General features: G+C 66.7%; 22 protein-coding genes. 16 read left to right on the forward strand and 6 right to left on the reverse strand.

The genetic code is table 11. The annotated features are described in order from the left end of the window. The first annotated feature begins 370 nt into the window (after nt 1–370). The gene (locus WM2015_RS02020; RefSeq protein ID WP_049724468.1) at nt 371–1,090 is read left to right on the forward strand and encodes a c-type cytochrome; all 720 of its coding nucleotides are present in this window, start codon (nt 371–373) and stop codon (nt 1,088–1,090) included. A gap of 18 nt (nt 1,091–1,108) precedes the next feature. Here the strand turns inward: WM2015_RS02020 and WM2015_RS02025 are convergent, their stop codons facing one another. Beyond that, nucleotides 1,109–2,023, reverse strand: coding sequence for a farnesyl diphosphate synthase (locus tag WM2015_RS02025; protein WP_049724469.1), 915 nt, complete (start codon nt 2,021–2,023; stop codon nt 1,109–1,111). A gap of 7 nt (nt 2,024–2,030) precedes the next feature. Further along, nucleotides 2,031–2,846 carry an outer membrane protein assembly factor BamD gene (locus tag WM2015_RS02030; RefSeq protein ID WP_049724470.1) on the reverse strand — a complete coding sequence of 272 codons (816 nt, stop codon included), beginning with the start codon at nt 2,844–2,846 and terminating at the stop codon, nt 2,031–2,033. Between the two features lie 77 nt (nt 2,847–2,923). Between WM2015_RS02030 and WM2015_RS02035 the strand changes: the two genes are divergently transcribed. The 12 genes from WM2015_RS02035 (at nt 2,924) to gcvT (ending at nt 19,308) form a co-directional block, all read left to right on the forward strand. Then, the gene (locus tag WM2015_RS02035) at nt 2,924–3,892 is read left to right on the forward strand and encodes an RluA family pseudouridine synthase (RefSeq protein WP_049726941.1); all 969 of its coding nucleotides are present in this window, start codon (nt 2,924–2,926) and stop codon (nt 3,890–3,892) included. After that, nucleotides 3,889–4,644, forward strand: a complete 756-nt coding sequence (pgeF, locus tag WM2015_RS02040; protein ID WP_049724471.1) for a peptidoglycan editing factor PgeF — start codon at nt 3,889–3,891, stop codon at nt 4,642–4,644. The genes WM2015_RS02035 and pgeF overlap by 4 nt, the downstream gene beginning before the upstream one ends. A gap of 5 nt (nt 4,645–4,649) precedes the next feature. Then, a complete protein-coding gene (locus tag WM2015_RS02045; RefSeq protein WP_049724472.1) occupies nt 4,650–6,173 on the forward strand; it encodes an FMN-binding glutamate synthase family protein in 1,524 nt (507 codons plus the stop codon). Then, nucleotides 6,166–7,992, forward strand: a complete 1,827-nt coding sequence (locus WM2015_RS02050) for a cytochrome c3 family protein (protein WP_156200754.1) — start codon at nt 6,166–6,168, stop codon at nt 7,990–7,992. The genes WM2015_RS02045 and WM2015_RS02050 overlap by 8 nt, the downstream gene beginning before the upstream one ends. Before the next feature lie 84 nt (nt 7,993–8,076). Continuing rightward, nucleotides 8,077–9,732 carry a CTP synthase gene (locus WM2015_RS02055; protein WP_183971415.1) on the forward strand — a complete coding sequence of 552 codons (1,656 nt, stop codon included), beginning with the start codon at nt 8,077–8,079 and terminating at the stop codon, nt 9,730–9,732. Continuing rightward, entirely contained in the window at nt 9,729–10,550 is an 822-nt protein-coding gene (gene kdsA, locus WM2015_RS02060) for a 3-deoxy-8-phosphooctulonate synthase (RefSeq protein WP_049724474.1), read from the forward strand. Before WM2015_RS02055 ends, kdsA begins: the two co-directional genes overlap by 4 nt. A gap of 118 nt (nt 10,551–10,668) precedes the next feature. Next, complete coding sequence (eno, locus tag WM2015_RS02065) at nt 10,669–11,958, forward strand: phosphopyruvate hydratase (protein ID WP_049724475.1); 1,290 nt, start codon at nt 10,669–10,671, stop codon at nt 11,956–11,958. Next, nucleotides 11,955–13,328, forward strand: a complete 1,374-nt coding sequence (locus tag WM2015_RS02070; protein ID WP_049724476.1) for a tetratricopeptide repeat protein — start codon at nt 11,955–11,957, stop codon at nt 13,326–13,328. Before eno ends, WM2015_RS02070 begins: the two co-directional genes overlap by 4 nt. 102 nt (nt 13,329–13,430) lie before the next feature. Next, a complete protein-coding gene (locus WM2015_RS02075; protein WP_049724477.1) occupies nt 13,431–15,347 on the forward strand; it encodes a hypothetical protein in 1,917 nt (638 codons plus the stop codon). 112 nt (nt 15,348–15,459) lie between these two features. Continuing rightward, the gene (locus WM2015_RS02080; RefSeq protein ID WP_049724478.1) at nt 15,460–16,515 is read left to right on the forward strand and encodes an extracellular solute-binding protein; all 1,056 of its coding nucleotides are present in this window, start codon (nt 15,460–15,462) and stop codon (nt 16,513–16,515) included. Then, entirely contained in the window at nt 16,499–18,109 is a 1,611-nt protein-coding gene (locus tag WM2015_RS02085) for an ABC transporter permease (RefSeq protein WP_211260951.1), read from the forward strand. The genes WM2015_RS02080 and WM2015_RS02085 overlap by 17 nt, the downstream gene beginning before the upstream one ends. A 125-nt stretch (nt 18,110–18,234) precedes the next feature. Further along, nucleotides 18,235–19,308: a glycine cleavage system aminomethyltransferase GcvT gene (gene gcvT, locus WM2015_RS02090; protein ID WP_049724479.1), complete on the forward strand. Its 1,074-nt coding sequence runs from the start codon at nt 18,235–18,237 to the stop codon at nt 19,306–19,308. Between the two features lie 34 nt (nt 19,309–19,342). Here the strand turns inward: gcvT and WM2015_RS02095 are convergent, their stop codons facing one another. After that, nucleotides 19,343–19,828 carry an asparaginase domain-containing protein gene (locus WM2015_RS02095; RefSeq protein ID WP_049724480.1) on the reverse strand — a complete coding sequence of 162 codons (486 nt, stop codon included), beginning with the start codon at nt 19,826–19,828 and terminating at the stop codon, nt 19,343–19,345. A 59-nt stretch (nt 19,829–19,887) separates the two neighbouring features. Between WM2015_RS02095 and WM2015_RS02100 the strand changes: the two genes are divergently transcribed. Beyond that, nucleotides 19,888–22,617, forward strand: coding sequence for a hypothetical protein (locus WM2015_RS02100; protein ID WP_049724481.1), 2,730 nt, complete (start codon nt 19,888–19,890; stop codon nt 22,615–22,617). On the opposite strand, the gene WM2015_RS02105 is transcribed toward WM2015_RS02100, so the two are convergent. Genes WM2015_RS02105 through arsC form a run of 3 tightly spaced genes read right to left on the reverse strand, consistent with a single transcriptional unit; the run spans nt 22,571 to nt 23,840 of the window. Further along, complete coding sequence (locus WM2015_RS02105; protein WP_049724482.1) at nt 22,571–22,909, reverse strand: DUF2069 domain-containing protein; 339 nt, start codon at nt 22,907–22,909, stop codon at nt 22,571–22,573. The genes WM2015_RS02100 and WM2015_RS02105 overlap by 47 nt on opposite strands. Beyond that, nucleotides 22,906–23,496, reverse strand: a complete 591-nt coding sequence (gene wrbA, locus WM2015_RS02110; RefSeq protein ID WP_049724483.1) for an NAD(P)H:quinone oxidoreductase — start codon at nt 23,494–23,496, stop codon at nt 22,906–22,908. Before wrbA ends, WM2015_RS02105 begins: the two co-directional genes overlap by 4 nt. After that, nucleotides 23,493–23,840, reverse strand: a complete 348-nt coding sequence (gene arsC, locus WM2015_RS02115) for an arsenate reductase (glutaredoxin) (protein ID WP_049724484.1) — start codon at nt 23,838–23,840, stop codon at nt 23,493–23,495. Before arsC ends, wrbA begins: the two co-directional genes overlap by 4 nt. On the opposite strand from arsC, the gene WM2015_RS02120 reads away from it, so the two are divergent. Further along, nucleotides 23,839–25,176, forward strand: coding sequence for a virulence factor BrkB family protein (locus tag WM2015_RS02120; RefSeq protein WP_049724485.1), 1,338 nt, complete (start codon nt 23,839–23,841; stop codon nt 25,174–25,176). The two genes, arsC and WM2015_RS02120, sit on opposite strands and share 2 nt — an antisense overlap. Continuing rightward, nucleotides 25,173–25,667 carry a TlpA family protein disulfide reductase gene (locus WM2015_RS02125; protein WP_049724486.1) on the forward strand — a complete coding sequence of 165 codons (495 nt, stop codon included), beginning with the start codon at nt 25,173–25,175 and terminating at the stop codon, nt 25,665–25,667. Before WM2015_RS02120 ends, WM2015_RS02125 begins: the two co-directional genes overlap by 4 nt. Nucleotides 25,668–25,672: the final 5 nt, after the last annotated feature.

The following is a 25,672-nucleotide window of genomic DNA, read 5'->3' on the forward strand; positions in this document are numbered from 1 at the left end:
TGGGCCTGGTCGCAGTCGCGCTGGTCGCCGTTTTCGGTGTCAGCCAGTGGAAGCTCGACAAGGAATATGCCGTGCCGGCCGAGGTGCTGGCCCCTACTAGTCCAACCGTAAGTATTGCCTCATTCAGGGCTCCGGACGGATTCGCCTGCAAGGCAGAGTACCGAAGGCATAGCCATTCTACGTCGAGGTACTTTAACGCCGCAGGCGGATTCGTCCGGAGCCCCCGCAGGGCTTGCCTCTCAGCGCCCGTGGACTGCGTTGTTGGCGCTCAACGTAGGCCCGGCTACGCACTTCGCGTCAACGCCTTGCCACGAGCGCTGAGAGACAAGCTGAATGAGGCAATACTTACGGTTGGACTAGTAACGTCGACATGGCCGATCCGGCACTGATCGAGGAAGGCGAGCGCCTGGCCACGATCACCGGCTGCAATGGCTGTCACGGCCCGACCATGGCCGGCAAGGTCTTTCTCGACATCCCGAAGGTCATGCGTCTGATCGCGCCCAATCTGCCGGCGCTGGCGCAGCAGGCCTCGGACGCCGATTTCGTGCGCGCGGTGCGCCATGGCGTTCGACGTGACGGTCGCAGCGTGGTCGGCATGCCTTCGGTCGGCCTTCATCACCTCACAGACCGGGATCTTGCGGCGATCATCGCCTACATCCGGAGCCGGCCCGTCGAAGCGGATGGGACCGATGAGGTCAACGCCTATCGAATCTTCGCTCGACTCGGCATGGCCCTGGGCCAGTTCCCGCTGCCGGCGGCCGAGATCCAGGCCGGCGTCGAGGCCCTGCCGTCACGCCAGTCGGGTGACCCGGCCGCCCTGGGCGCCTATGTGGCCGCGATTTCCTGTTCCGATTGCCATGGCACCGATCTCCAGGGCAATCCCCATCTGCCGGCGCCTTCCCTGGCCATCGTTCGTGGCTACTCTCGCGAGCAGTTCGAGCGGCTGATGCGTGAAGGACTGGCCGTCGGCGGCCGAGAGGTCGGTCTGATGAGCGAAGTGTCGCGGCTGCATTTCAGTGCGCTGACCCAGGCCGAGGTGGATGGCCTGTATGCCTACCTCAGCACGATGGGGGCGGGCGGATCGGACTGAGCTGCAGCTCGGCTCGGCTCAGTACTCGCGGTTGACCATCTTCCGGCCCAGCCAGAGCAGGGCGGAGGTGTCGCCGGAGAGTTCCGACAGGGCGCTGGCCGCGACGCGGCTGAGTTCATCGATGCGCTTGCGGGCGGCTTCCACGCCGAACCGGCCGGGCCAGCTGGCCTTGTCGTGCGCCTCGTCCGAGCCGGCCGTCTTGCCGATGACGCCCGTCTGACCTTCGATGTCGAGCAGGTCGTCGCGAATCTGGAAGGCCAGACCGACGGAGTCGGCGAAGCGGCGCAGGGCCTGGACCTCCGTTTCGGGCAGCTCGGGGCGGGCGGCGGCGGCCATCATCACGCTGGCCCGGATCAGGGCACCGGTCTTGAGCGCGAACATTCGTTCCACGCTGGCCGGCTCCGGTGACTGGCCTTCCATGTCCAGGTCCAGGGCCTGGCCACCCGCCATGCCCCTGGCGCCGCAGGCAGAGGTCAGTTCGCGGATCATGGCCAGGCTGATCTCGGGGTGCGCGACCTGCGCCGGGTCCCTGGCCAGGCATTCGAAAGCCAGCGCCTGCAGGGCATCGCCGGCCAGGATCGCCAGGGCTTCATCGAAGGCCAGATGGGTCGTGGGGCGTCCGCGGCGCAGATCGTCGTCGTCCATCGCCGGCAGGTCGTCGTGAACCAGGGAGTAGCAGTGGATCAGCTCGACGGCACAGGCCGGGGCATCGAGGGCGTCCAGGGGCAGGCCCAGGGTCTGTCCGGTGGCGTAGACCAGCAAGGGGCGAAGGCGCTTGCCGCCGTTGAACACCGAGTAGTGCATGGCCTGGCAGAGGCGTTGTTCACCCGGTGCGTCGACCAGCAAGGCCTCCAGTGCCTGATTGGCGCGCTCGACCAGCGTTTTCGCCCGGACACCGAAGTCCGGCGCCGGGTCGGCGATCGTCGAGCTCATCGGGGCTTCAGTCGAAGGGCCACAGTCGGCGCAGGAAGCCGGGCTGGCTGTCGCGCATCTGCTGCAGCTGATCGGAGTAGTTGAGTTCGAGCACGCGCCGCGTGTCCTCGGCCAGGTCCGGCAGGTCGAGCTTCTGGTAGGCGCGTTGCAGCACGTCCAGCGCATTGACGTTGGCGGGTGCGCCCGGGTAGTTCTCGATCACGTAGCGGGCCCGATTGATCGAGGCGATATAGGCCTGGCGGCGGAAGTAGTACTCGGCCACGGTGATCTCGTACTCGGCCAGCACGTTGCGCAGAAAGACCATGCGCTGCCGCGCGTCGGCCACGTAGCGGCTCTGCGGGTAGCGCTGGATCAGTTCCTGGAAATCCTGGAAGGCGCGGCGGGCGCTTTCCTGGTCACGGTCCACGACCTGACCGGGGAACAGGCGGCGCAGCATGCCCATCGCCTCGTCGTAGTGGACCAGGCCCTTCAGGTACCAGGCGTAGTCGATGTTCGGATGGGTCGGGTAGGTGCGGATGAAGCGATCGAGCGTGGTCAAGGCGTCTTCCGGCCGACGACCCTGCTGCATCGCGTAGGCCATGTCCAGCTGCGCCTGTTCGGCGTGCCGGCCGAAGGGATACAGGGTGGTCAGGCGCCGGTAGCGATCGATGGCGGTCGAATAATTGCGACCGTCGAGCGCGGCCTTGGCATCGGCGTAGAGTTCTTCGGCCGGACGGGTCTCGTCGCGCTCTTCGCGACTGCAGCCGGCCAGGGCCAGGACCGAACAGACAAGCAGCAGGCCGAACAGTCGCCAGTGCTGCCTCGAATGGGGATGATTTTGCATAATAGTGCGCATGCGCCGAATTCTAGCAGTAAGCGGCCCCGGCCGTGGGTCCCGACAACGCGCCCCCGAGTGTCGGGATGTCGACTGAGTCCGTGTCCGGGAGCGCGACCGAAGCGGTCCGGCAGACCCTGGTCATCCCGCCAGAGGCCGCCGGCCGCCGGCTCGATCAGGTGCTCTCCGAGGCCTGGCGGGACTACTCGCGCAGCCGCCTGGCGGCCTGGATCCGCTCCGGCGAGATTCTACTCGATGGCCAGCCAGTCAAGCCGAAGCAAGCGGTCATGCCCGGTCAGCGGGTCGAGCTGGATGGCCGGCTCGAAGCGCACCCGGACAATCCCCGACCGCAGGACATCGAGCTCGAAGTGCTGGTCGAGGATCCGGAACTGTTCATCGTCAACAAGCCGCCGGGTCTGGTCGTGCATCCCGGCTCCGGCAATCCCGACGGCACCCTGGTCAACGCGCTGCTGCACCGTGACCCGAACCTGGCGCCCCTGCCGCGGGCCGGCCTGATTCATCGTCTCGACAAGGACACCAGCGGCTGCCTGGTGATCGCGCGCACGCTCAAGGCCCATCGGTTCCTGGTGGCGGCAATGAAGCGGCGCGAGATCAAGCGACACTACAAGGCCCTGGTCTGGGGCGAGTTGATTGCCGGAGGCACCGTTGACGAGCCCCTCGGGCGGCATCCCGTCGATCGTCGACGCCAGGTGGTCAGGCCCGACGGGCGTCGGGCCGTGACCCACTATCGAATCGACCGCCGTCTCTGTGGTGCGACCTTGCTGGACGTGGAGCTGGAGACCGGTCGAACGCACCAGATCCGGGTGCACATGGCGCATCTTCGCCATCCGATCATCGGCGACCCGGTCTATGGCCGGCGTGGCGCGCCCGCCGGCCTGAGTGAGGCGCAGCGCGACGCCTGGCAGGGATTCGGTCGTCAGGCCCTGCACGCCTGGCGAATCCGCCTGCCGCATCCGGACGGCGATCACGAGGTCAGCGCCGAGGCGCCCCTGCCGCGCGACCTGCTCGACTTGCTGGACGTGCTCGAGCCGTGAAGCGCTTCGGTGTCGAGGTCCTGGTTCCCGAGTGGGCGGCACCGAGCGGCGTGTCGGCGCTGGCCACGACTCGCTCGGGAGGCGTCAGCCGTGGCCCCTGGGCAAGTTTCAATCTGGGTCTTCACTGCGGCGATGACCCGGACGCCGTGGCCGAAAATCGGCGGCGCCTGGGCGAAGGGCTGCCCGAATCGCCGCGCTGGCTGCAGCAGGTCCACGGCAGCGGCTTGATCCACCTGGACGACTGGCGAGCCGGCATCGAAGCCGATGCGGCCTGGACGGATCGGCCGGGCCAGGTCTGCGCGATCCTGACGGCGGACTGCCTGCCGATCCTGCTCTGTGATCGCGAAGCTCGCCTGGTGGCAGCCGTGCATGCGGGCTGGCGAGGCCTGGCGGCGGGCATTCTCGATCGCGTCGTCGAGCAACTGCCCGTGCCCGGCGAGGCCCTGCTGGCCTGGATCGGCCCGGGCATTTCGGCCGCGGCCTACGAGGTCGACGATCGTCTGCGTCAGACCTTCATCGAACTGGATGCCTCGCTGGCCGCTGCCTTTCAGTCCAGTCGCCAAGGGCACTGGCTGGCCGACCTGAAAGCGATCGCGACGCACCAGCTGCATCAGGCCGGCGTGCTCGAAATCAGCGATGCTAAGCTGTGCACCGCGAGCGATTCCGAGCGTTTCTTTTCCCATCGTCGAGACCAGGGCCGAAGCGGCCGGCAGGCCAGTCTGATCTGGCTCGACGAATCGACCGAAGCGTGACTTCAATGAGCGAGATTCTGGATCTGTCCCTGCGCGTGCTGCAGTTCATGGCCGCCCTGTTCGTGCTGGTGATCGGCCTGCTGGTGCTCACGGGCCTGGTCCTCTGGGTGATCGATCGCACCCAGACGCGCCACAGCATTCGCCGTAACTACCCGGTGATCGGGCGTTTTCGCTACGTGTTCGAGCACCTGGGCGAGTTCTTCCGCCAGTACTTCTTCGCCTTCGATCGCGAGGAGCTGCCCTTCAATCGCGCGCAGCGATCCTGGGTCTATCGGGCGGCGAAGAACGTCGATCACACGGCGGCCTTCGGTTCGACCCGGGATCTCCGTCCCGAAGGCACGACGATCTTTCTCAACTGCGCCTTTCCACGTCTGGACGAGGAGTCGGCGCCGCCGGCGGAGCTGACCTTCGGCCCGGACTGTCGCTACCCCTACACCACCGACAGCTTCTTCAATATTTCCGGCATGAGCTACGGGGCGCTGTCGAAACCGGCCGTGCAGGCCCTGTCGGCCGGTGCCGCCGAGGCGGGCATCTGGCTCAATACGGGCGAGGGGGGCTTGAGCGACTGGCATCTGGAAGGGGGCTGTGACCTGGTCTTCCAGATCGGCACGGCGAAATTCGGGGTCCGGGACGCGGACGGCAATCTCAGTGAGGAGGCGCTGGCGCGCATCGCATCGATCGAACGCGTCCGCATGTTCGAGCTCAAGCTGGCCCAGGGCGCCAAGCCGGGCAAGGGCGGGATTCTACCCAAGGCCAAGATCACCGACGAGATCGCCCGGATTCGCATGGTCAGCAAGGATCAGGATGCGATCAGTCCGAATCGCCATCGCGAGATCGCCAACGTCGAGGAGCTGCTCGACATGATCGGCCGGATCCGGTCGATCACCGGCAAGCCCTGCGGCTTCAAGATGGTGCTGGGGCAGGCCGATGCGCTGGATGATCTCTGCCAGGCCATTCATCGTCGAGGCCCGAGCTCGGCGCCGGATTTCATCACCATCGACTCCGGTGACGGCGGCACGGGCGCCGCGCCGATGACCCTGATGGACGACGTCGGCCTGCCCCTGAGCGAGGCCTTGCCGATGCTCGTCGATAAACTCAACGAATACGGCCTCAAGTCGCGCATTCCGGTGATCGCCTCCGGCAAGCGAATCAACCCGGTCGACGTGGCCTGGGCCCTGTGCGCCGGTGCCGACGTGGTGCAGGCCGGCCGTGGTTTCATGTTCGCGCTGGGCTGCATCCAGGCCATGCAGTGCAACAAGAACACCTGCCCGACCGGTGTCACCACCCACGACAAGCATCTGCAGCGGGGTCTCGTGCCCGAAGACAAGGCGAAGCGGGTCGCCTGGTACGCTCGCCACATGGTTCGCGAGGTCTCGATCATCGCCCATTCCTGCGGGGTGACCCGACCGCGGCTGCTGCGCCGTGAGCATGCGCGAGTGGTCGTGTCCGGCGGGCGGTCGGTGCTGTTGAGTGAACTCTGGCCGAACCGGACGCCGCTCGAGCCATACCGTGATCTGGCCGATGCGTAGGCTGTTGCCGTTGATGCTGGTCGGCCTGCTCAGCGGGCCGAGTCACGCCGACTCGGAATGGGCCGGTTCGGAGACCTGCCACAGCTGTCATCGCGATCAGTACAGCAGTTGGCATCGCACCTACCATCGGACGATGACCCAGGAGGCGAGTCCGGAGGCCGTACAGGGCCGTTTCGACGGCCAGCCGATCCGGGCCTGGGGCATGGAGGTGCGACCGGTGCGCCGCGGTGATCGCTACTGGTTCGAGTATTTTCGTCCGGGCGACACTGCGCCCGTGGCGCGCTACCGGGTCGAGCGGCTGGTGGGCTCGAACCGCTATCAACAGTACCTGACCCGGGAAGAAAACGGCGGCACCTACTACCGCCTGCACCTGCTCTGGCACAACGAGGAGGAGCGCTGGGTGCACATGAACGCGGCTTTCCTCGGGCCGGATGATCAGCACTTCGATTCCAACGTCTCGGTCTGGAACCACAACTGCATCTTCTGCCACAACACGGGGCCGCAGCCAGGGGTCGTCAACTACGACGAGATGCTGGCCCGCGCGAGCGCCGGCCAGGCGGTGGATTCGGCCAGCGAGGCGCGCTACGAGTCCAGCGTCGCCGAACTGGGGATTGCCTGTGAGGCCTGCCATGGTCCGGCGCAGGACCACGTCGACAAGCAGTCGAACTGGCTGACCCGCCTCGCACACACCCTGAGCGGCCGCAGTGATGGCACGGTCGTCACCCCGGACCACCTCGAGCAGGATCGGGCCAATCAGGTCTGTGGTCAGTGCCACGGACAGCGCCTGCCGGTGGACGGCGAGATGCTTCGTCGCTTCATCGACGAGGGGCCGGTCTATCGCGCCGGCGATGACCTGTTCGAGTCCGTCGAGCTGGTCTGGCCGGAGACGCCCAATCCGATGACCGGGCACGCGGACGATCTGTTCGGGCTGCGCTTCTGGCCCGACCGCACGCCGCGGCTCAGCGCCTACGAATACCAGGGGCTGACCCTGTCGAAGTGTCACGAGGAATCGGAACTGACCTGCATGAGCTGCCACGACATGCACGGCGGTGACCGGCACGGCATGATCAGCGAACAGGCCCGCGCCGGCGCACCCTGCCTGGCCTGTCACCAGGAGCTGGCCGAGGACATCGAGGCGCATACGCACCATCCCGTCGATGGTGAAGGATCGAACTGCTATTCCTGTCATATGCCGGAGGTGGTCTACGGGGTGATGGAGATTCACCGGTCCCATCGCATCGAAGTGCCGGCGCCTGCCGAACAGGCGGCGGCGGGTCGACCGAATGCCTGCAACCTCTGCCACCTGGACCAGTCGGTCGCCTGGGCAGAGGCAGAAACCGCTCGGTTGTGGGAGCGAGACGCGCTGCCCGTCGAACGTGCCGATGGCGCCGATCCCCGGCTCCCCGATGGCGTGGCCCGCCTGCTGGCCGGCGACCCGGTCGAGCGCGCGGTCACGGCAACGGCCATCGGCCGGGCGGTGGATCGCGGTCAGCTGGAGCATGCCGAGGATTGGCAGCCCTACCTGGTCGGGGCCATGCGCGACGACTATCCGGCCGTTCGGCGCTTCGCGCGCCGTTCCCTGGAGCAGACCGCCGAGGCCGTGCCCGCGAGTCGCGAGGCCATCGCCGCCTTTGCCCGACGCTATGACTTCATCGGGGCACCCGAGGCCCGCGAGCTGGCCCTGGCCGACCTGATGCTGCGCTATTCGACCCTGGCCGCGCCCGACTCGGATTCGGCCATCTACCTGCCGCCGGAGCGCATCGAGGCCCTCCGTCGCATCGGTCTGGAGCGCTCCGAGGCGATCAATATCGGCGAATGAACGAAAATTGAGCCCGAGGTCGAGGCGGCCGGGCCGGGCTTGGGATAGAATGTCATCCCGGACTTGACCTCTCGGAATCCGGGCATGACTTCTCTCATCTTCGTCACTGGCGGCGTGGTCTCCTCCCTGGGCAAGGGCATCGCGGCCGCCTCGCTGGGCTCGATTCTCGAGGCCCGGGGTCTGCGAGTGACCCTCCTCAAGCTGGACCCCTACATCAACGTGGACCCGGGCACCATGAGCCCGTTCCAGCACGGCGAGGTCTTCGTGACCGAAGACGGGGCCGAAACGGACCTCGATCTGGGTCACTACGAGCGCTTCGTGCGCACCCGCATGACCCAGCGCAACAACTTCACGACCGGGCGCATCTACGCCAACGTGATCGCGAAGGAGCGCCGTGGCGATTATCTGGGCTCAACCGTCCAGGTGATCCCGCACATCACCGATGAAATCAAGGATTCGGTCAATCGCGCGGTCGAGGGCTACGACGTGGCCCTGGTCGAGATCGGCGGCACGGTGGGTGACATCGAGTCGCTGCCCTTCCTCGAGGCGATCCGCCAGCTCGGTTTCGAGTACGGTCGCCAGGCTCTGTTCATGCACCTGACCCTGGTGCCCTTCCTGCGCGCGGCCAACGAGATCAAGACCAAGCCGACCCAGCATTCGGTCAAGGAGCTGCGCTCGATCGGCATCCAGCCCGACGTGCTGCTCTGTCGCTGCGAGCGCATGCTCTCCGACGAGGAGCGCAAGAAGATCGCCCTGTTCACGAATGTCGCTCCCGAGGCGGTGATTTCGGCGGTCGATGTGGACAACATCTACAAGATTCCGCTCTTCTATCATCGCCAGGGCCTGGATCGGATCGTGCTCGATCGCCTCGGCCTGAAGTCGAACCCGCCGGACCTGTCCGACTGGGAAGACGTGGTCGAGCGCCGCGCCCGCCCGGAGCACGAGATCACCGTGGCCATGGTCGGCAAGTACGTCGAACATGCCGATGCCTACAAGTCGCTCAACGAAGCGCTGATCTCCGGCGGCCTGGCCGACCGTGTGGCGGTGAAGATTCGCCCGGTCGAGTCCGAGGAGATCGAAGAGAGCGGCGTCGATGCGCTCAAGGACGCCGACGCCATCCTGGTCCCGGGCGGTTTCGGCGAGCGCGGCTTCGAGGGCAAGCTCAAGGCGATCCGCTACGCCCGCGAAAACGGCGTGCCCTACCTGGGCATCTGCCTGGGTCTGCAGACCGCCGTGGTGGAGTTCGCTCGCGATGTCTGCGGTCTCGCCGAGGCCAATTCCACCGAGATGAATCCCGACACCCCCGATCCAGTCATCGGTCTGATCACCGAGTGGCTCGACGAAACCGGTCAGCGCGAACTGCGCGAGGAGGGCGGCGATCTCGGCGGCACCATGCGCCTGGGCGCGCAGCGCTGCCAGCTGGTCTCCAACACCCTGGCGCGCAAGCTCTACGGCAAGGACGAGATCCTCGAGCGCCACCGCCACCGCTACGAGTTCAACAACAACTATCGCGAGGTGCTGGCCGAGCACGGCATGGTCTTCTCCGGCCTGTCCGCCGACGGTCGCCTGGTCGAGATGATCGAGCTGCCCGATCACCCCTGGTTCGTGGCCTGCCAGTTCCACCCCGAGTTCACCTCCACGCCGCGTGATGGTCATCCCCTGTTCACCGGCTTCGTCCGCGCCGCCCTGAAGCGCCGACAGGCCCAGGATGCGCGTCCGGTCAAGGAGGTGCAGGCATGATGCTCGCAGGCAAGGAGGTCGGCCTCGATCAGCGCCTGTTCCTGATCGCCGGTCCGGACACGCTCGAATCCCTCGATCTATGTCTGGAAGTGGCCGGTCACCTCAAGGAAGTGACCGATCGTCTCGGCATCCACTACGTGTTCAAGGGCAGCTTCGACAAGGCCAACCGCACCTCGGTCAAGAGCTACCGTGGGCCGGGTCTGGATGAAGGCCTGGAGATGCTCTCGACCGTGCGGACGCAGATCGGCGTGCCGGTGCTGACCGACGTGCACGAGGACACCCCGCTCGAGGCGGTGGCCGAGGTGGTCGATGTGATCCAGACGCCGGCCTTTCTGTGTCGGCAGACCAATTTCATCCAGAACGTCGCCCGTCTGGGCAAGCCGGTCAACATCAAGAAGGGGCAGTTCCTTTCACCCTGGGAGATGAGCCGGGTGGTGGAGAAGGCTCGTGCCACCGGCAACGAGCAACTGATGGTCTGCGAACGCGGATACATGTTCGGCTACAACAACCTGGTCGCCGACATGCGCTCCCTGGCGATCATGCGCGAGACGGGCTGCCCGGTGGTCTTCGATGCCACCCATTCGGTGCAGCTGCCGGGAGGGCAGGGCGAGTCCTCGGGCGGCGCACGCGAGTTCATCCCCGTGCTGGCCCGGGCCGCGGTCGCGGTCGGTATCGCCGGCGTATTCTGCGAGACGCATCCGGAGCCCGAGAAGGCCCTCTGCGACGGCCCCAACTCGATGCGCCTGAGCGAAATGGAAGGCCTGCTCGAAACCCTCCTCGCCATCGACCAGGCGGTCAAGCCGAATGTGGCCCGATAAGGTCTGAAAAGCATCACACGAAGGAGCACGAAGGGCACAGAGAAAAAGCACAAATGAAGGCTTTCTTCATGTCCTTCGTGTTCCTGCTTTTTTCAATGCGGAAAGAAAACTATCCAACATGAAAATCACCGAGATCAGAGCGCTGGAAATCCTGGATTCGCGCGGCAATCCAACCCTCGAGGCCGAAGTTCGGCTGGACGATGGTTCGATCGGCCGGGCGGCCGTGCCTTCGGGGGCCTCCACCGGCGAACGTGAAGCCGTCGAGCTGCGCGATGGCGACGAGTCGCGCTGGATGAGCAAGGGCGTCAGCCGCGCCGTGGGGCACGTCAACGGCGAGATCGCCGAGGCCCTGAGAGGCATGGCGGCCGATGACCAGGTCGCCATCGATCGACGCCTGATCGAGCTGGACGGCAGCGACAACAAGGCGAGGCTCGGCGCCAATGCCCTGCTCGGAGCGTCCCTGGCCGTGGCCCATGCGGCGGCGGCGGCGCGCGGTCAGTGGTTGTACGAATACCTGCTCGAGATCTCGGGGCGTTCACCCAGCCTGCCGGTGCCGATGATGAACATCCTCAACGGCGGGGCGCATGCCGACAACCGGGTCGATATCCAGGAATTCATGATCATGCCCGTGGGCCTGGACGACTTCGGTTCGGCGCTGCGCGCGGGCACGGAAATCTTTCACGCCCTGAAGGGGATTCTCCGCCAGCGCGGGTTGAGCACGGCGGTGGGTGATGAAGGTGGTTTCGCGCCGGATCTGGGCTCCAACGAGGAGGCGCTCGAGCTCCTGCTGACCGCCATCGTCGAGGCCGGCTATCGGCCCGGGGAGCAGGTCGCCCTGGCCCTGGACGTGGCCTCCAGCGAGTTCCACCAGGCGGGCCAGTACGTGCTGGCCTCGGAAGGTCGCAGCTTCGATTCGGCCGGCTTCGTCGACTACCTCAGTGACCTGGTCGATCGTTTCCCGATCATTTCCATCGAGGACGGCATGGACGAGAACGACTGGGCCGGTTGGCGCGCTCTGACCGAAGCCATCGGTGATCGCGTGCAGCTGGTCGGTGACGATCTGTTCGTGACCAACACCTCGATCCTCCAGCGCGGCATCGACGAGGGGATCGGCAATGCCATCCTGATCAAGCCCAACCAGATCGGCACCCTGACCGAAACCCTCGACGCCATCGAGATGGCCCGCCAGGCCGGCTTCGGTACGGTGATCTCGCACCGATCGGGTGAGACCGAAGACGTGACCATCGCCGATCTGGCCGTGGCCACGGATGCCGGTCAGATCAAGACCGGTTCCCTGTGCCGCTCGGACCGGGTCGCCAAGTACAACCAGCTGCTGCGGATCCAGGCACGCCTGGGCGAGCGCGCGCGCTACGCGGGCATGGAGGCGATCCGGGCCGGCAAAGGGTGAGCGAGGCGCTGCTGCAGCGGGCGGTCGAGGCCTACCGGGCCGGTCGCGCGGAAGACGCCGAAGCGCTCGCCAGGCAAGTCAGCGAGGCCGAGCCGCAGAACGAGCAGGCGGTCCTGATGTGCAGCGGCCTGATGCTGCACCGGCAGGCCAATGACGAGGCCGAGCGCTTGCTGCGGCGCTCGCTGGAACAGGGCCTGGCATCGCCTGCGGCGCAGGTCAATCTGGCCCTGTGTCTGTCTCGCCGCGGCGATCAGGCCGGGGCCGCCGAGCTGGCCCGGGCGGCGGCCCGCTCGCAACCCGAACTGGTCTCCGCCTGGAACGCGTTCGCGGCGGCCCTGCTCGAACTCGAGCGCTTCGACGAAGCCGAGCGCGTGTTGAGTCAGGCGCTGGAAATCCACCCCGAGCATCCGGCGCTTTCCCTGCTGATGGGGCATGTGCATCGAGCCCAGCAACGTGATGACGCGGCCGAAAGCCAGTATCGGACCTTCGATCGGCAGGGCAAGCGCCTGTTGCAGCAGGCCGAGGCACTGGCCCTGTCGGGCCGGCTCGTGGAAGCCGAGCACCAGTATCGGCAGTTGCTCGCGATCCAGCCCCGCCTGGCCGCGGCCCATGGGGGTCTGGGCCGTGTCTGCCTGCGTCTGGGCAAGCGCGAGGAGGCTCTGGGCTCGCTCGAGACGGCGATTCGCCTCGATCCCGACGACTCGACCAGTCGGCACTTCCTCAGCGTCGCCCGGGGGCAGCCGGTGACGCGGGCCGATCCCGGCTACGTGCGGGCCCTGTTCGATGATTACGCCGAAGAGTTCGAAACGGATCTGACCGACAAGCTCGGTTATCGGATCCCGGGAGAGATCGCGACGGCACTGCTCGAGGCGAACGCCGATCTGAGCCGCGTCCTGGACCTGGGTTGTGGCACGGGTCTGATGGCCGCCGCCCTGGCCGGCCGGTTCGGCCTCATGGATGGGGTGGACCTGTCGCCCCGCATGCTGGCGCTCGCCGAGCAGCGCGGTGCCTATCGACACCTGGTTCGCGATGAAGTCGTGCGCTTCCTGTCGCGTTCGGAGGACCGCTGGACGACGGTGCTGGCCGCCGATGTGCTGGTCTATGTGGGCGCGCTCGAGGCCCTGGCGGAATCGCTTGCAGCGCGTCTCGAGCCGGGCGGCTGGTTCGCCTTCTCCATCGAGCGCAGCGAGGCCGAGGACTGTCGGCTGAATCCGGAGACGGGGCGTTTCCAGCATCGACCGGAGGCCGTGGACCGCCTCTTCGAGGCCGCCGGTTTCCAGCCCTGGCGCTGGATCGAGACCACGATCCGCCAGGAGCGTGATGCCCGCATCCCCGGAGCGATCGGTCTGTTCCGGCGTCGCTCGGACTGAGCCTCGGAGATGGACGGCCCGGCCCGGCGTCCAGCCGATTCGCGTTGCCCCGGTCCTTTCGGTATCATCCACCTTCTGCCAATCCGCCTGCTAGAGAATCCCATGCGCTCATCCTTCTTCGCTTTCCTGACGCTTGTGCTTTGCAGCGTGCCCTCGGCCTGGTCGAACGAACTGCCCTGGGACACCTCGCCGTCGACGGCCTGGCCCGCGTCGTCGGGACAGGCTCGTATCGAACTCCGCGGGGATTACCTGAAGGACTTCGGCGTGGACGTGCTGCTCGCCGAACAGACGCGCCACGAGCGCCTGCAGACGCCGATCCGGGTGGGCGAAGGTCGACTGTGGGCCTACGTGCCCTACGGCAACTTCGAAGCCTTCAACGGTGGGGAGTTGGCCGTCTCTACCGACCTGGTGCTTCGCCATGGCAGTCGCTCCGTCGATTTTCGCAACTTCACCCTGATTCCGGCCGAAGAGAATCGCAGCGCTCAACTGCAGCTGCTCGATCCGCAGGGCAATCATCTGGCCACCATCAGTCACATCCATGCGCTGGTGCAGCCCGAGCGGGGTGAGCTGGCTCTGCACAATGCCGACCTGCAGGCATCGGCCTGGCTGGCCCGGGCGCTCGATCTGCCGGTGCTCGAAGGCATGCCCCTGGGCCAGATGTGGCTCGATCTGTCCATGGAGGTGCCGGCCGGCGCGAATCTGTCGCGGACCTCGCCCGATCGTGGCGCCGTCAGCTGCACGGGGCGTCCCTTCTGGCCCCAGGACAGTGCCAGCCGCCCCGACCCGGAGACTACTCCGGAGTACGAGGTCGATGTGGCCCTGATCCAGATCGGCACCGTGGCCTATCAGGGGCGCCAGGGCGTCGATGGCCCGATCAAGGTCGCACCCTCAGCCACGCTCAAGAGCGTGGGTTACGGCGATGCCGCCTGGATCCCGAAGTTCCAGACGCGGACCTTCTACGACATTCCGGGGTACCCGCGCGATCAACATCCCTTCCTGGTCTGGAACATGTACCGGATCGCCGACGGGCGCATCGAGCAGCTGGGTGCCTCGGGCGTCAAGCACGCCTTCCTGACCCTGAACTTCAACTGCACCATCAACTGCGGCAGCAGCAACGTGCTCTGGCCCGGCTGCGAGGACGTCTACAGCTCGGGCACCAATGATTCCAATTCCAACCAGGGGCCGCGCGAGGACATCATCGCCAGCGAGGGCCTGTTCTATTCGGTGGGCTCCTTCTTCGATCCCGGAGCGACCGGCAGCCAGACCAACAATGCCAGCAGCTACGAAAACCGTCTGATGATCGACGACAACGAACTGTCGACTCCGGGTGCCGATTACTACCTGGATGCCTGGTACGTGGTGATGGACGACATCGACATCTGGAACTCCATGGGCTACCACTCCATCAATCCGCAGCCCTCGGGCACGGGCTGGAGCTTCGGCCCCCTCGGCCCCTTCACGCAGGGCACGCCGATCGAGAACTGGGTTTCCAAGTCGACCGTCGATCCGATGGAAGGGCATGCCCTGGTCATCATCGATGGGCCCACCCCGGCCGCGTCTTATCCGGACAACATGCCGTCGGGCCACGTGCGCGTACTCGCCCGGGTCACCGACCTGGGCGGCGGCCAGTACCGCTACAACTACGCGGTGATGAATTTCGATTTCGAGCACGGGCTGAGCGAATTCGTGATTCCGGTGCCGCCGGGGGCCTCGGTCAGCGAGACCTTCATGGGCGGTCCGGCCGACGTGCTGGCGTCCGAGTGGCCGGTCAGCCTCGAGGCCGAAGCGGTTCGCTTCACCGCGCCCAGCGGCGACAAGCTGCCCTGGTTCACCCTGTACAACTTCGAGATCGTGGTTGATCAGGCACCCGCCGTCGATGGCGCGGTGGTCCTCGGGCCGGCGATCGGTGCCGGCCCTCGATCGGCCCATCTGCCGTCCGAGATCGTGGTCGATATGGTGGCACCCGCGGCCGCTCCGGCCGGGGCCATCATCTTCAGGGATCGCTTCGAGGCGCCCTGAACGTCGGTACGACTCTGAGTGGTCGGCGGTGAATTTCATCGCCGGCCATCTTGTAAATGCAAATCATTATCGTTAAACTTCGGGTCCCCCCGAATGGATACGTGTGGTCTCAATGAAAGTCTGGATTTCGCTGTTCGCTGCCCTGATGCTGACCGCCTGCGGCCAGCAGCCCGAGTCCGAGAGCACGACGAGCACCGACGCGCCGCCGACGGCGTCTGAAACCGCCGGCGAGGTGGACCGTCTGGTGGTCTACAGCTCTCGCCAACCCCACCTCATCGAACCCCTGTTCCAGCGTTATACGGCCGAGACCGGAATCGAGATCGATTTCACCAACGACAACGAGGCGTCCCTGATCGAGCGTCTGGCGGCCGAAGGCGAGAACACGCCGGCCGATGTCCTGGTCACGGTCGATGCCGGCAACCTCTGGCACGCGGCCGACCGCGGTCTCCTGCGCTCCATCGACAGTCCGGCGCTCGAAGCCTCGATTCCGGCCGCCCTGCAGGACGATCGGAACCGCTGGTTTGCCCTGTCCCTGAGGGCCAGAACCATGGTCTATCACCCGGAACGGGTGGCTATCGACGAGCTTTCCACCTACGAGGATCTGGCCGATCCCAGGTGGCAGGGCCGGCTCTGTCTGCGCACGTCGCGGAAGGTCTACAACCAGAGCCTGGTCGCCATGCTGATCGAGCACCACGGCGAGCAGCGTGCCGAAGAGATCGTCGCCGGCTGGGTGGCGAATCTGGCTACCAATCCCTTCTCCTCGGACACCCAGTTGATCGAGGCGATTGCCGCCGGTCAGTGCGACGTCGGTATCGTCAACAGCTACTACCTCGGTCGTTTGCAGGCCGACAACCCCGACTATCCGGTTCAGCTGTTCTGGGCCAACCAGGGCACGACGGGTGTGCACGTCAATGTTTCCGGTGCCGGAGTCACTCTTCATGCCCCGCATCCCGAGCAGGCTCAGGCCCTGATCGAGTGGTTGGCCTCGGAAGCGGCGCAGGCCGAGTTCGCCGAACGCAACCTCGAGTTCCCGGCCAATCCCGCCGTCGAAGCGCGCGGACTGGTCCGGGCCTGGGGCGAGTTCCGGCAGGATGAAACGCCCCTGACCGTGGCCGGCCAGCGCCAGGCGCAGGCCGTCCGCCTGATGGACCGTGTCGGTTACCGCTGAGTCCCTGCCCCTGAAACGCAGGGCCGCAGCGCCGCCGATCCGGCGCTGGGCCCTGCTGCCCTTGCTGCTTCTGGTCGGCCTTCCGCTGGTGATGCTGGCCCTGGCCTGGCTGGAACCGCAGACGGAGACCTGGGAGCACCTGCGCACCTGGCTGCTGCCGCGGCTGATCGGGCACACGCTGCTCATGCTGCTGATCGTCGGCCTCGGTGTGGCCCTGATCGGCATCGGCATGGCCTGGCTGTCGGCCTGCTGCGAATACCCGGGCCGGCGCTGGCTGGATCCCTTGCTGGTCCTGCCGCTGGCCTTCCCGACCTATGTGCTGGCCTTCATCTATCTTGGCGTGTTCGATTTCTCCGGCCCGCTGCAGAGCGCCTGGCGTGCCGCCTTCGACACCAGCCCCTCGTTCCTCGAGGCCCTGAGTCGGCCCGGAGGCGTGCTGCTGGTGATGGTCCTGGCCTTCTATCCCTACGTCTACCTGCTGGCTCGCGCCAGCTTCGCGACCGGTGGTCTGGCCGCCTTCGAGGCGGGTCGCAGCCTTGGCGTCGGGCCGCTCGAGACCTTCTGGCGGGTCGCGCTGCCGATCGCCCGGCCCGCCATCGTGGCCGGTCTGGCGCTGGCCCTGATGGAAACCCTGGCTGATTTCGGCGCCGTGTCGATCTATGGCTACGACACCTTCACCACGGCCATCTATCGGACCTGGTTCGGTCTGTTCAATCTGCCGGCGGCGGTGCAGCTGGCCTCGATCCTGATGCTGTTCGTGTTCGTCCTGCTGATGGCCGAGCGCTTCAATCGCGACAGCCGGCCGCGTCAGACCGAGAAGCGACCGAGTGGCCATCGAATCCAGCTCACGGGCCTGCCCGCCATGCTGGCGACCGGATCCCAGCTGGTCCTGCTGAGCGTGGCCGTGCTGGTGCCCCTGATCCAGCTGCTGGTCTGGGCCTGGCCGGGTTTGAGCGAACTGTTCACCGGGCACATGCTGCGGGTGATCCTCAACACCATGGTGCTGGGTCTGGTCGGTGCTCTGGCCGTCGTCTTCGGCGGCATCCTGCTGCTGCTGGGCACGCATCGAGCTTCGCGCCGCAGCGTCATTCTCGGCGAGCTTGCCGCGCTCGGTTACGCCATCCCGGGGACGGTGCTGGCGGTGGCGATCATGCTGGCCTTCATCCGCTTCGATCAATGGGCCGGCACCGCCCTGGCCGGCGGTCTGCTGGCGCTGATCCTGGCCTATCTGATCCGCTTCGTGCGCGTGGCCTGGGGCCCGCTGGAGGCCGTCGCCGCGCGTATCCGTCCCGAGTACCTGGAAGTCGCGCGCAGCCTCGGTGTCGGCAAGTGGCAGCGCCAGCTCCGCGTCAATCTGCCGCTGCTCTGGCCGGGCCTGGTCACGGCCTTCCTGCTGGCCCTGGTGGAAATCGCCAAGGAAATGCCGGCCACCCTGATGCTGCGACCCTTCGGCTGGGACACGCTGGCCATCCGCATCTACGAGCTGACCGCCGAGGGCCAGTGGCAGCTGGCCGCCGGTCCCTCCCTGGTCCTGGTCATCCTCGGCGCCATTCCCGTTGTCCTGCTGATCCGCCGGGCCTCGCTCGTCCGCTAGTCCCTGCCGATCGACTCGGCCCGCTCGAACCACCTGCCCGCACCCCGTGCCTGGCACGAGACGTGACAAACCCTGCACGCCCGTAGCAGCTAAAATGCCGCCTGTTTCCAGACTCGAAGAATCCCATGGCGCTGAAGACTCCCTTGTACGATGCCCATCTCGCCGCCGGCGGCAAGATGGTGGAATTCGCCGGCTGGTCGCTGCCGATCAACTACGGATCGCAGATCGAAGAGCATCATGCTGTCCGCCAGGCGGCGGGCATGTTCGATGTCTCGCACATGACCGTGGTCGACCTGCAGGGGCCGGGCGTGCTCGACTATCTGCGTCATCTGCTGGCCAACGACGTGGCCAAGCTGAAGGAGGCCGGACAGGCGCTTTATGGCTGCATGCTCGATCACGAGGGCGGAGTCATCGATGACCTGATCACCTACTTCATCGAGCCGGGCTTCTTCCGCACGGTGGTCAATGCGGCCACCCGCGAGGCCGATCTGGCCTGGATGCGCGAGCAGGCGGTGGGTTTCGAGGTCGAGATCGGCGAGCGTGACGATCTGGCCATGATTGCCGTGCAGGGTCCGGAAGCCCGCGATCGGGTGATCGAGCTGCTTGCTGCGCCTGCCGCTGCCGACCTGAAACCCTTCCGCGCCATGAGCCATGGCGAGTTCTTTATCGCCCGCACCGGTTACACGGGCGAGGACGGTTTCGAGGTGCTGCTGCCGGCTTCCGAGGCAGAAGCCTTCTGGCAGGGCCTGATCGAGGCCGGTGTGCGCCCCTGTGGCCTGGGCGCACGCGATAGCCTGCGCCTGGAAGCAGGCCTGAATCTGTATGGCCAGGACATGGACACCAGCACCAGCCCGCTGGAATCCAATCTGGCCTGGACCGTGGCCTTCGAGCCCGAGGAGCGGGACTTCATCGGTCGCCGAGCCCTCGAGATCCAGCGCGAGGCAGGCGTGCAGCGTCAGCTGGTCGGTCTGGTGCTGGGGCGGGGCGGGATTCCGCGCACCGGGACTCCGGTGCATACGCCGGAAGGGGTCGGCGAGGTCACCAGCGGCAGCTTCGGGCCGACCATCGAATGCCCCGTGGCCCTCGCCCGCATTCCCGCCGGTGACTTCGAAACGGTGGAGGTGGAGCTCCGTGGTCGGCGCCTGGAAGCCCGCGTCGTCAAGCCGCCGTTCGTTCGCGGCGGAAAGGTTCGGGTCTGAGTTCGGGTCCGGGTTCTGGTCTGGTCCAGGCGGATCAGACCGGCTCGAAGCGATTCTCGGCGCGGTTCTTGCGCACCCGTCGCGGATCCCAGATGCGGCCATTCATGGCGATCCAGATGCCGGGTCCCAGGCACTGGACCGCGCCGACGGCGCAGCCGATATTGAACACCGCATCGGAATCGATAAAGCGCGCCGGGTTCAGCGCTCCGGTCATGACGATGACCCGATTGCCCACGTCGCCGAGCGCGGCCGCCGTCTCGACCATGGTGTCGGTGCCATGGGTGATCAGGAAATGCTCGTCGTCGCTGGCCAGGATGGCCTGACGGATCAGGGCCCGATCGTCGTCGTTGATGTGCAGGGAGTCCTTGCGCATCAGCGCCCGGATCTCCCATTCGAAGGCCACGTTCATGGCTCTGAGAATGCGGGCGATTTCCGGTTCCCCGATCTGATAATCGGACTTGTCGTCGTAGTAGATCTTGTCGATCGTGCCGCCGGTCGTCAGGATATCGAGTTTCTTCAAGGTCCGCACTCGGGATGGATCGGGCACGGTAGTATAGCGGCATGACACGATTCGTCCCGATGACTGCACTGGCGCTGCTTCTGGCCTGCTCGAGCTCGCCGCTGGCTGCGGCCCTGTCCGACGCGGCCCTTGCCTGGCACTGGCAGGCGTCGACGGCCGATCGGGCGCGTCAGGCGAGTCTCGCCCTGGAGCTCTGGCTGGCCGAACCCGAGACCGATGCCGGTCAATGGCGTGCGGGTGTCGAGACCCATCGTCTCGCGCTGGCCGCAGCCGCCGATCAGGTGCTGCCAGAGCAGGCGCCGATGGCCGATGGCCTGTTCGCCTGGCTGGTGCACGCCCGAGAGCGAAATCTCCAGACCCTCGACAGCGCCTTGCCCACGCCCGATCTGGATCGGGTGTCCGAATTGCTCGCCCCCGACCGCCAAGCGGGTCGCCTGGCCCGGATGCAGTCGCTCATCGCACTCCAGGCGCCCGAGGTCTGGAATCGCCTTGCCGCCAGGCTCGCATCGGTGGCTGTGGTCGACCCGGCCAGTGAAATCGAAGCCTACTGGCAGACCCTGATGCGCCCGCCGCCCGCTGAGCCCGTCGAATCCGAACTGCCGGGCGCTGAGGGTGAGGAGATGGACGAGGCGGCCGATCCCGAAGAGGGCGCACCGGCAACGGCCGCGGACGGCCTCTCGGTACCGGCGGGGCTGCCCGAGCCGGAGGCCGAGGCACTGGAGCAGGCAGGGCGGGTTCGCCGCCTGGCCGAGCTCGAAGACGCACAGGAAAAGGCGGCGCTGCGTGCCGAGATCATTCGCATCGAAGCTGGACGCGCCTGGGCCCGGGGCGAGCGTCTGAACGCCGCCTGGCTGTCGCTGGAAGCCCTGTCCAGAATCACCGGCCTGGAAGCGCCAGCCTCGGAAGCCGCCGCAATGGCGGCTCTGCTCGAGTCCTTCAGCGCCGAGCCAGGGCGCAACCTGCGCCAGACCGATTCGGATCTGCCGGCGATCCTGGCCCTGCTCGAAGACGCGGCCCTGAACCTGGCCGGTGAAGCGGCCGGCGTGGCCGCCGCCATGGCGGAGCTGGCCGACGCCTATGCGCGCCTGGCCCTGTTCGCGGGTGATGCGGCCTACTATCTCGATCAGCCCGTCCGCGAAGACCTGCGCGCGGCGGTGGCCTCCTGCACGGCCGATCCCCTGCTCGTGGGGCCGCTGCCAAGGGAGGTCTTCGAGCGCTGCCTCGAGCGCCTGGTCGAGCTCATGAGTACCCAGCTGGGCCGGGAGGAACTCGTCGGGGATGGCGACGGGCCGTATTCGGCGCTGTTCCTGCGGCGCGAGATGGGCCTGGTCAGCTGGCAGCGCGCGGCCTACCTGGATGGGCATCTGAACTGGTTATTGGGTTCCAGCTGCACGGCGCCGTCCTGGGAGAATCCGCTGGAATGGTCGCTACTGGCCCAGTACCTGGCAAGCTGGGTCTCGCAACGGCCGGTGTTCTTCGATTCGCCGCGCTGGCGTGAAGCGGTCGATGTCTTCGCACGGCAGGCGAACCGTCAGCGCGTCGAGGCGGAGGCCTTCATCGACTGCCTGACCGGCACCGGCGGGCAGCGGCGGGATCCGGTCGAGCGTCTGCTCGATCTCCATGAGCGTGCGCTGGTGAGCCTGGGCCAGCGCGTCGTCGAAGCCTCCGGGCTCTTCTACGCCGAGGTCACCCGCCCGCTTGCCGACATCGATCTCGATGGCGATGCGGCGCAGCAGACCGGCTATCGTCCTGAAGCGCTGACCGTGGGACCCTGTCCCGAGGCCCAGGTCTGCGGGGTTCGCGCGGCGCTGCCCGTCAGTCGGGCCCTGCTCGGGCAGTTTCCGAATGCCTATCTGCTGGCAGACCAGCTGCGGATGGGTCAGCTATCGCTCTGCTACGACGAAGTACGATGGGTCGATCGCCAGCAGCGGCCCGCCGCCAACGAGGACCCGCGCGTCGCCAACTACGACGGCTATCTGAGCTTCGATCTGGTCGGCAGCTTCGATCGGGAGGGGGTCACCGAAGTCGTCTTCCGGCAGCGCCTCCGTGCGGCCGAACCCCGCCACTACCTGTTCGCCTCGTCGGACCCGGCCGTGCTCGAAATGGACTGCCCCGACGAGCTCGCCGGCCAGCCGATCCCCAGCCAGCTGCCCACAGGTCACTTGGGCCTGGTCCCGGATCGTCTGACCTATTTCGTCAGCCAGCCGACCACGGCGGAGGCCGAAATCCTGGCCAACTGGGAGCTGGGAGCGGAATGGCGGGACTGGTTCGTCACCGGCGATCGGGTCGAGTCGATCGAATCGAGCGCGGGCACGGAGCTGGCCCTGGAGGTCCAGGCCGAACTGAGCAGCCTGGCCAGTCGTCGGGAGCGCCAGCTCGCCACGCGTCTGCTCAGTCCCCTGAACGCGGTCGAGAACGATCCCCTGGCCACGGCGATGGCCGAGGTGGCGGACAACACCGGCCTGCTTCGGCGGATTCTCGAACTCCACTATCCGCGCGTGATCCGTCACGATGAAGAAGTCCGGGCGCTGCTGTCCGGCGAGAGCGGCCTGTTGACCCGCGATCGGCTGCGTCAGTTGCGCGACTCCGGCGTTCCGCTGGCCCAGGCGGCCGCGATCGGCCGCGATCGACTGACGGCCTTTCGCGAGCGCTGGCGTGAACTGCCGGTACCCATGAGAGAGCTGGGGCAGGTCAGTCCCGAAATGGATTTTGCCGCCGAACGTCTCGACGAGCTTCGACGTCTCAGTCGGAGCTGGCTCGAACCCGCCGAATCGTTGCCAGTCCAGTAAAGAACAACAGGCAGAGCAGCACCTGAAGCAGGGCGGGCCAGCGGGCCGCCGGGCTGGCCCAGGCCTCCATGACGCCGATGCAGAAATAGCCCATCAGCAGGCAGCCGGCGATCACCAGGCTACGACCATTCAGGCGCCAGCTGCCCGGCAGCACGAGCAGCAGCGGCAGCAGGGCAAGGCCCAGCACCAGCCAGACCGGCACGCTGCTCGGCGGGCTCCACCAGGCGAACCACAGCGGCTGCAGCAGCACCAGGCCGAGCAGGCTCCAGCGACACCAGCTCAGGGAAATCATTTCAGGCGGCCCGCCATGTCGGCTACGCGGCGACCGAGCAGGCGGCAGAGTCGCCGCTCGTCCTCGTCGAGGGGGCGGTCGCTGTCCGGCCCGGCCAGATGACTGGGGCCGTAGGGCGTGCCGCCGCTTCGGGTGCGGGTCAGGGCCGGCTCCGTGTAGGGCAGGCCGACCAGGACCATGCCGTGGTGCAGCAGGGGCACCATCATGCTCAGCAGGGTGGCTTCCTGGCCGCCGTGCAGGGTCGAGGTGGAGGTGAACACGCCGGCGGGCTTGCCCGCCAGGGCGCCGGAGAACCACTCGGAGCCGGTGCCGTCGAGAAAGTGCTTCATCGCCGAGGCCATGTTGCCGAAGCGGGTCGGGCTACCGAGGATCATCGCGTCGCAGTCGTGCAGATCGCGCTTCTCGACCAGGGACGGCCCGTCCTCGGGCAGCTCGCGAGGCTTCGGGTCGATGGCCGAGGTGATCGGCTCGACGGCGCGCAGGCGGGCCTCGGCGCCCTCGATCTCCTCGACGCCCCGAGCGACTTCTCGGGCCATCGCCAGGGTGTTGCCGTGCACGGAATGCACGACGATCAGGACCTGGGTCATTCCAGGATCTCCAGCACCTGCTCGGGTGGCCGGCCCAGGCGGGCCTGGCCATCGTGGATGACGATCGGGCGCTGGATCAGGCGCGGGTGGCTGACCATGGCGTCGATCAGTGTTGAATCCGGCGTGTCCTTCGACAGGCCCAGCTCGCGGTACTCGCTCTCGCCGCTGCGAATCAGATCATGGACTGAACAGCCGAGCAGGCCGATGATACGCTTGAGTTCGGCCTTCGAGGGCGGCGAGTCCAGATAGCGGACCACCTCGGGCGTGATGCCTTTGTCCTCGATCAGGGCCAGGGTCTGACGGCTCTTGGAGCAGCGAGGATTGTGATAGATGGTAACGGTCATGAACAAATCCGATGGGCAGAAGACGGTCGACGGCAAGTCTACCCGCCCGAAGTCAATGGAGAAAGCCAACGAGCCGCTGACGCCGCTGGCCGCACTGACCGACCTGGCCTGGCTCAGGGCCTTCTCGGTGCATCTGTGGCAGCAGTTCCGATTCGATCGCAGTTTCGAGGCGGCCGGCGCGCTCAGCTACACCAGCCTGCTGGCCCTGGTGCCGCTGATGGCGGTGATGTTCGGCGTGGTGTCGGCCTTTCCCGTCTTCGATCAGTGGGCGAACGACATCGAGACCTACATCTTCCAGAACTTCGTGCCGGCGGCCGGTGACCAGGTTCAGCTCTACCTGCAGGAATTCGTCGGGCGCACGGCGGGCCTGACGGGCGCGGGCACCGTTTTCCTGGTCGTCACCGCGATCCTGTTGATGGCCACCATCGAGAAGAGCTTCAATCGGATCTGGCGCGTCAGCACGCCGCGGCGGATCGGTTCGCGCCTGATCACCTACTGGGCCGTGCTGACCCTGGGGCCGATGCTGATGGGCGCCAGCCTCGGTCTGACCTCCTATCTGGCCGCCTTGCCCCTGCTCGCGCCCGAGGCCGTCCGCGGGGCCATGCAGGCCTTCATTCTGAATACCACGCCGTTCTTCGTCGCGATGATCGGCTTTGCCCTGGTCTTCCTGGTCGTGCCCAATCGGCGGGTTCGCGTCCACCATGCCCTGGCCGGGGCCCTGGTGTCGGCCCTGCTGTTCGAGGCGGCCAAGCGCGGCTTCGTGCTCTACGTGACGCATTTCCCGACCTACGAGCGCCTCTACGGCGCCCTGGCCACGGTGCCGATCTTCCTGGTCTGGATCTATGTCAGCTGGGTGGTCGTGCTGCTCGGCGCCAGCCTGTCGGCGGCCCTGACGACCTTCAACTACCAGCGTGCCGAGCAGCGCTTCGAGCGCCGCTACGAACTACTGCTGGCTCTGCGCCTGCTCGGCCATTTCTGGCAGGCCCAGCGTCGTGGCCAGGCCCTGTCGGTCCAGGACCTGGGCCAGCGCGAGCCCAGCGCCAGCGAAGCGCAGATCCAGCGCTTGCTCGAGGTCCTGCATGCGGCTCGGATGATCCATCTGGACGACGAGGGCGATTGGCTGCTCAGCGCCGATCTCGACGAGCTGACCCTGGGCGAGCTGTATCGTTCGGGTCCCTTCGTGCTGCCGGTCGGGGAGCTCGAGGCCCTGCCCGTCGACAGCCACTGGGACCGAGCCCTGGTCGAGCGACTTCGACCCGTCGATCACCGCGCCCATGGCATGATGGAACAGTCCATCAAGTCCCTGCTGCAGTACCATCTGGAGGAAAAGGAATGAGCCGTCTGATTCTGGTCCTGAGCCTGCTTGCGGGCCATGCCCTGGCCGACAGCGATTCGAGCATCGCCGAGTCCGCGTCGCCGGAGGCCCCGACCATTGCCTTCAGCCTGCCGGATCTCGACGGACGCGATCACGCCCTGGACGACTATCGTGGCGACTGGGTCGTGGTCAACTACTGGGCCACCTGGTGCGCGCCCTGCCGCAAGGAAATCCCCGACCTGTCCAACCTGCACGACAGCCGCGCCGACATCACGGTGCTGGGGCTGGCCTTCGAAGACACGGAGGTCGAGGTCTTTCGCGAGTTTCTGGTCGAGTACCCGGCCACCTATCCGATCCTGCTGGTCGACGTCTACGACCCGCCCAGCGCCTTCGGCGCCCCGCGGGCCCTGCCGACCACCTACCTGATCGATCCGGACGGCAGGCTGGCCCAGACCTGGATCGGCCCGGTCACGGGCGAGCAGATCAGCGGCTGGATCGACAGCAACGGTTGAGGCGG

It is taken from the genome of Wenzhouxiangella marina, from assembly GCF_001187785.1.
GTDB lineage: Bacteria > Pseudomonadota > Gammaproteobacteria > Xanthomonadales > Wenzhouxiangellaceae > Wenzhouxiangella > Wenzhouxiangella marina.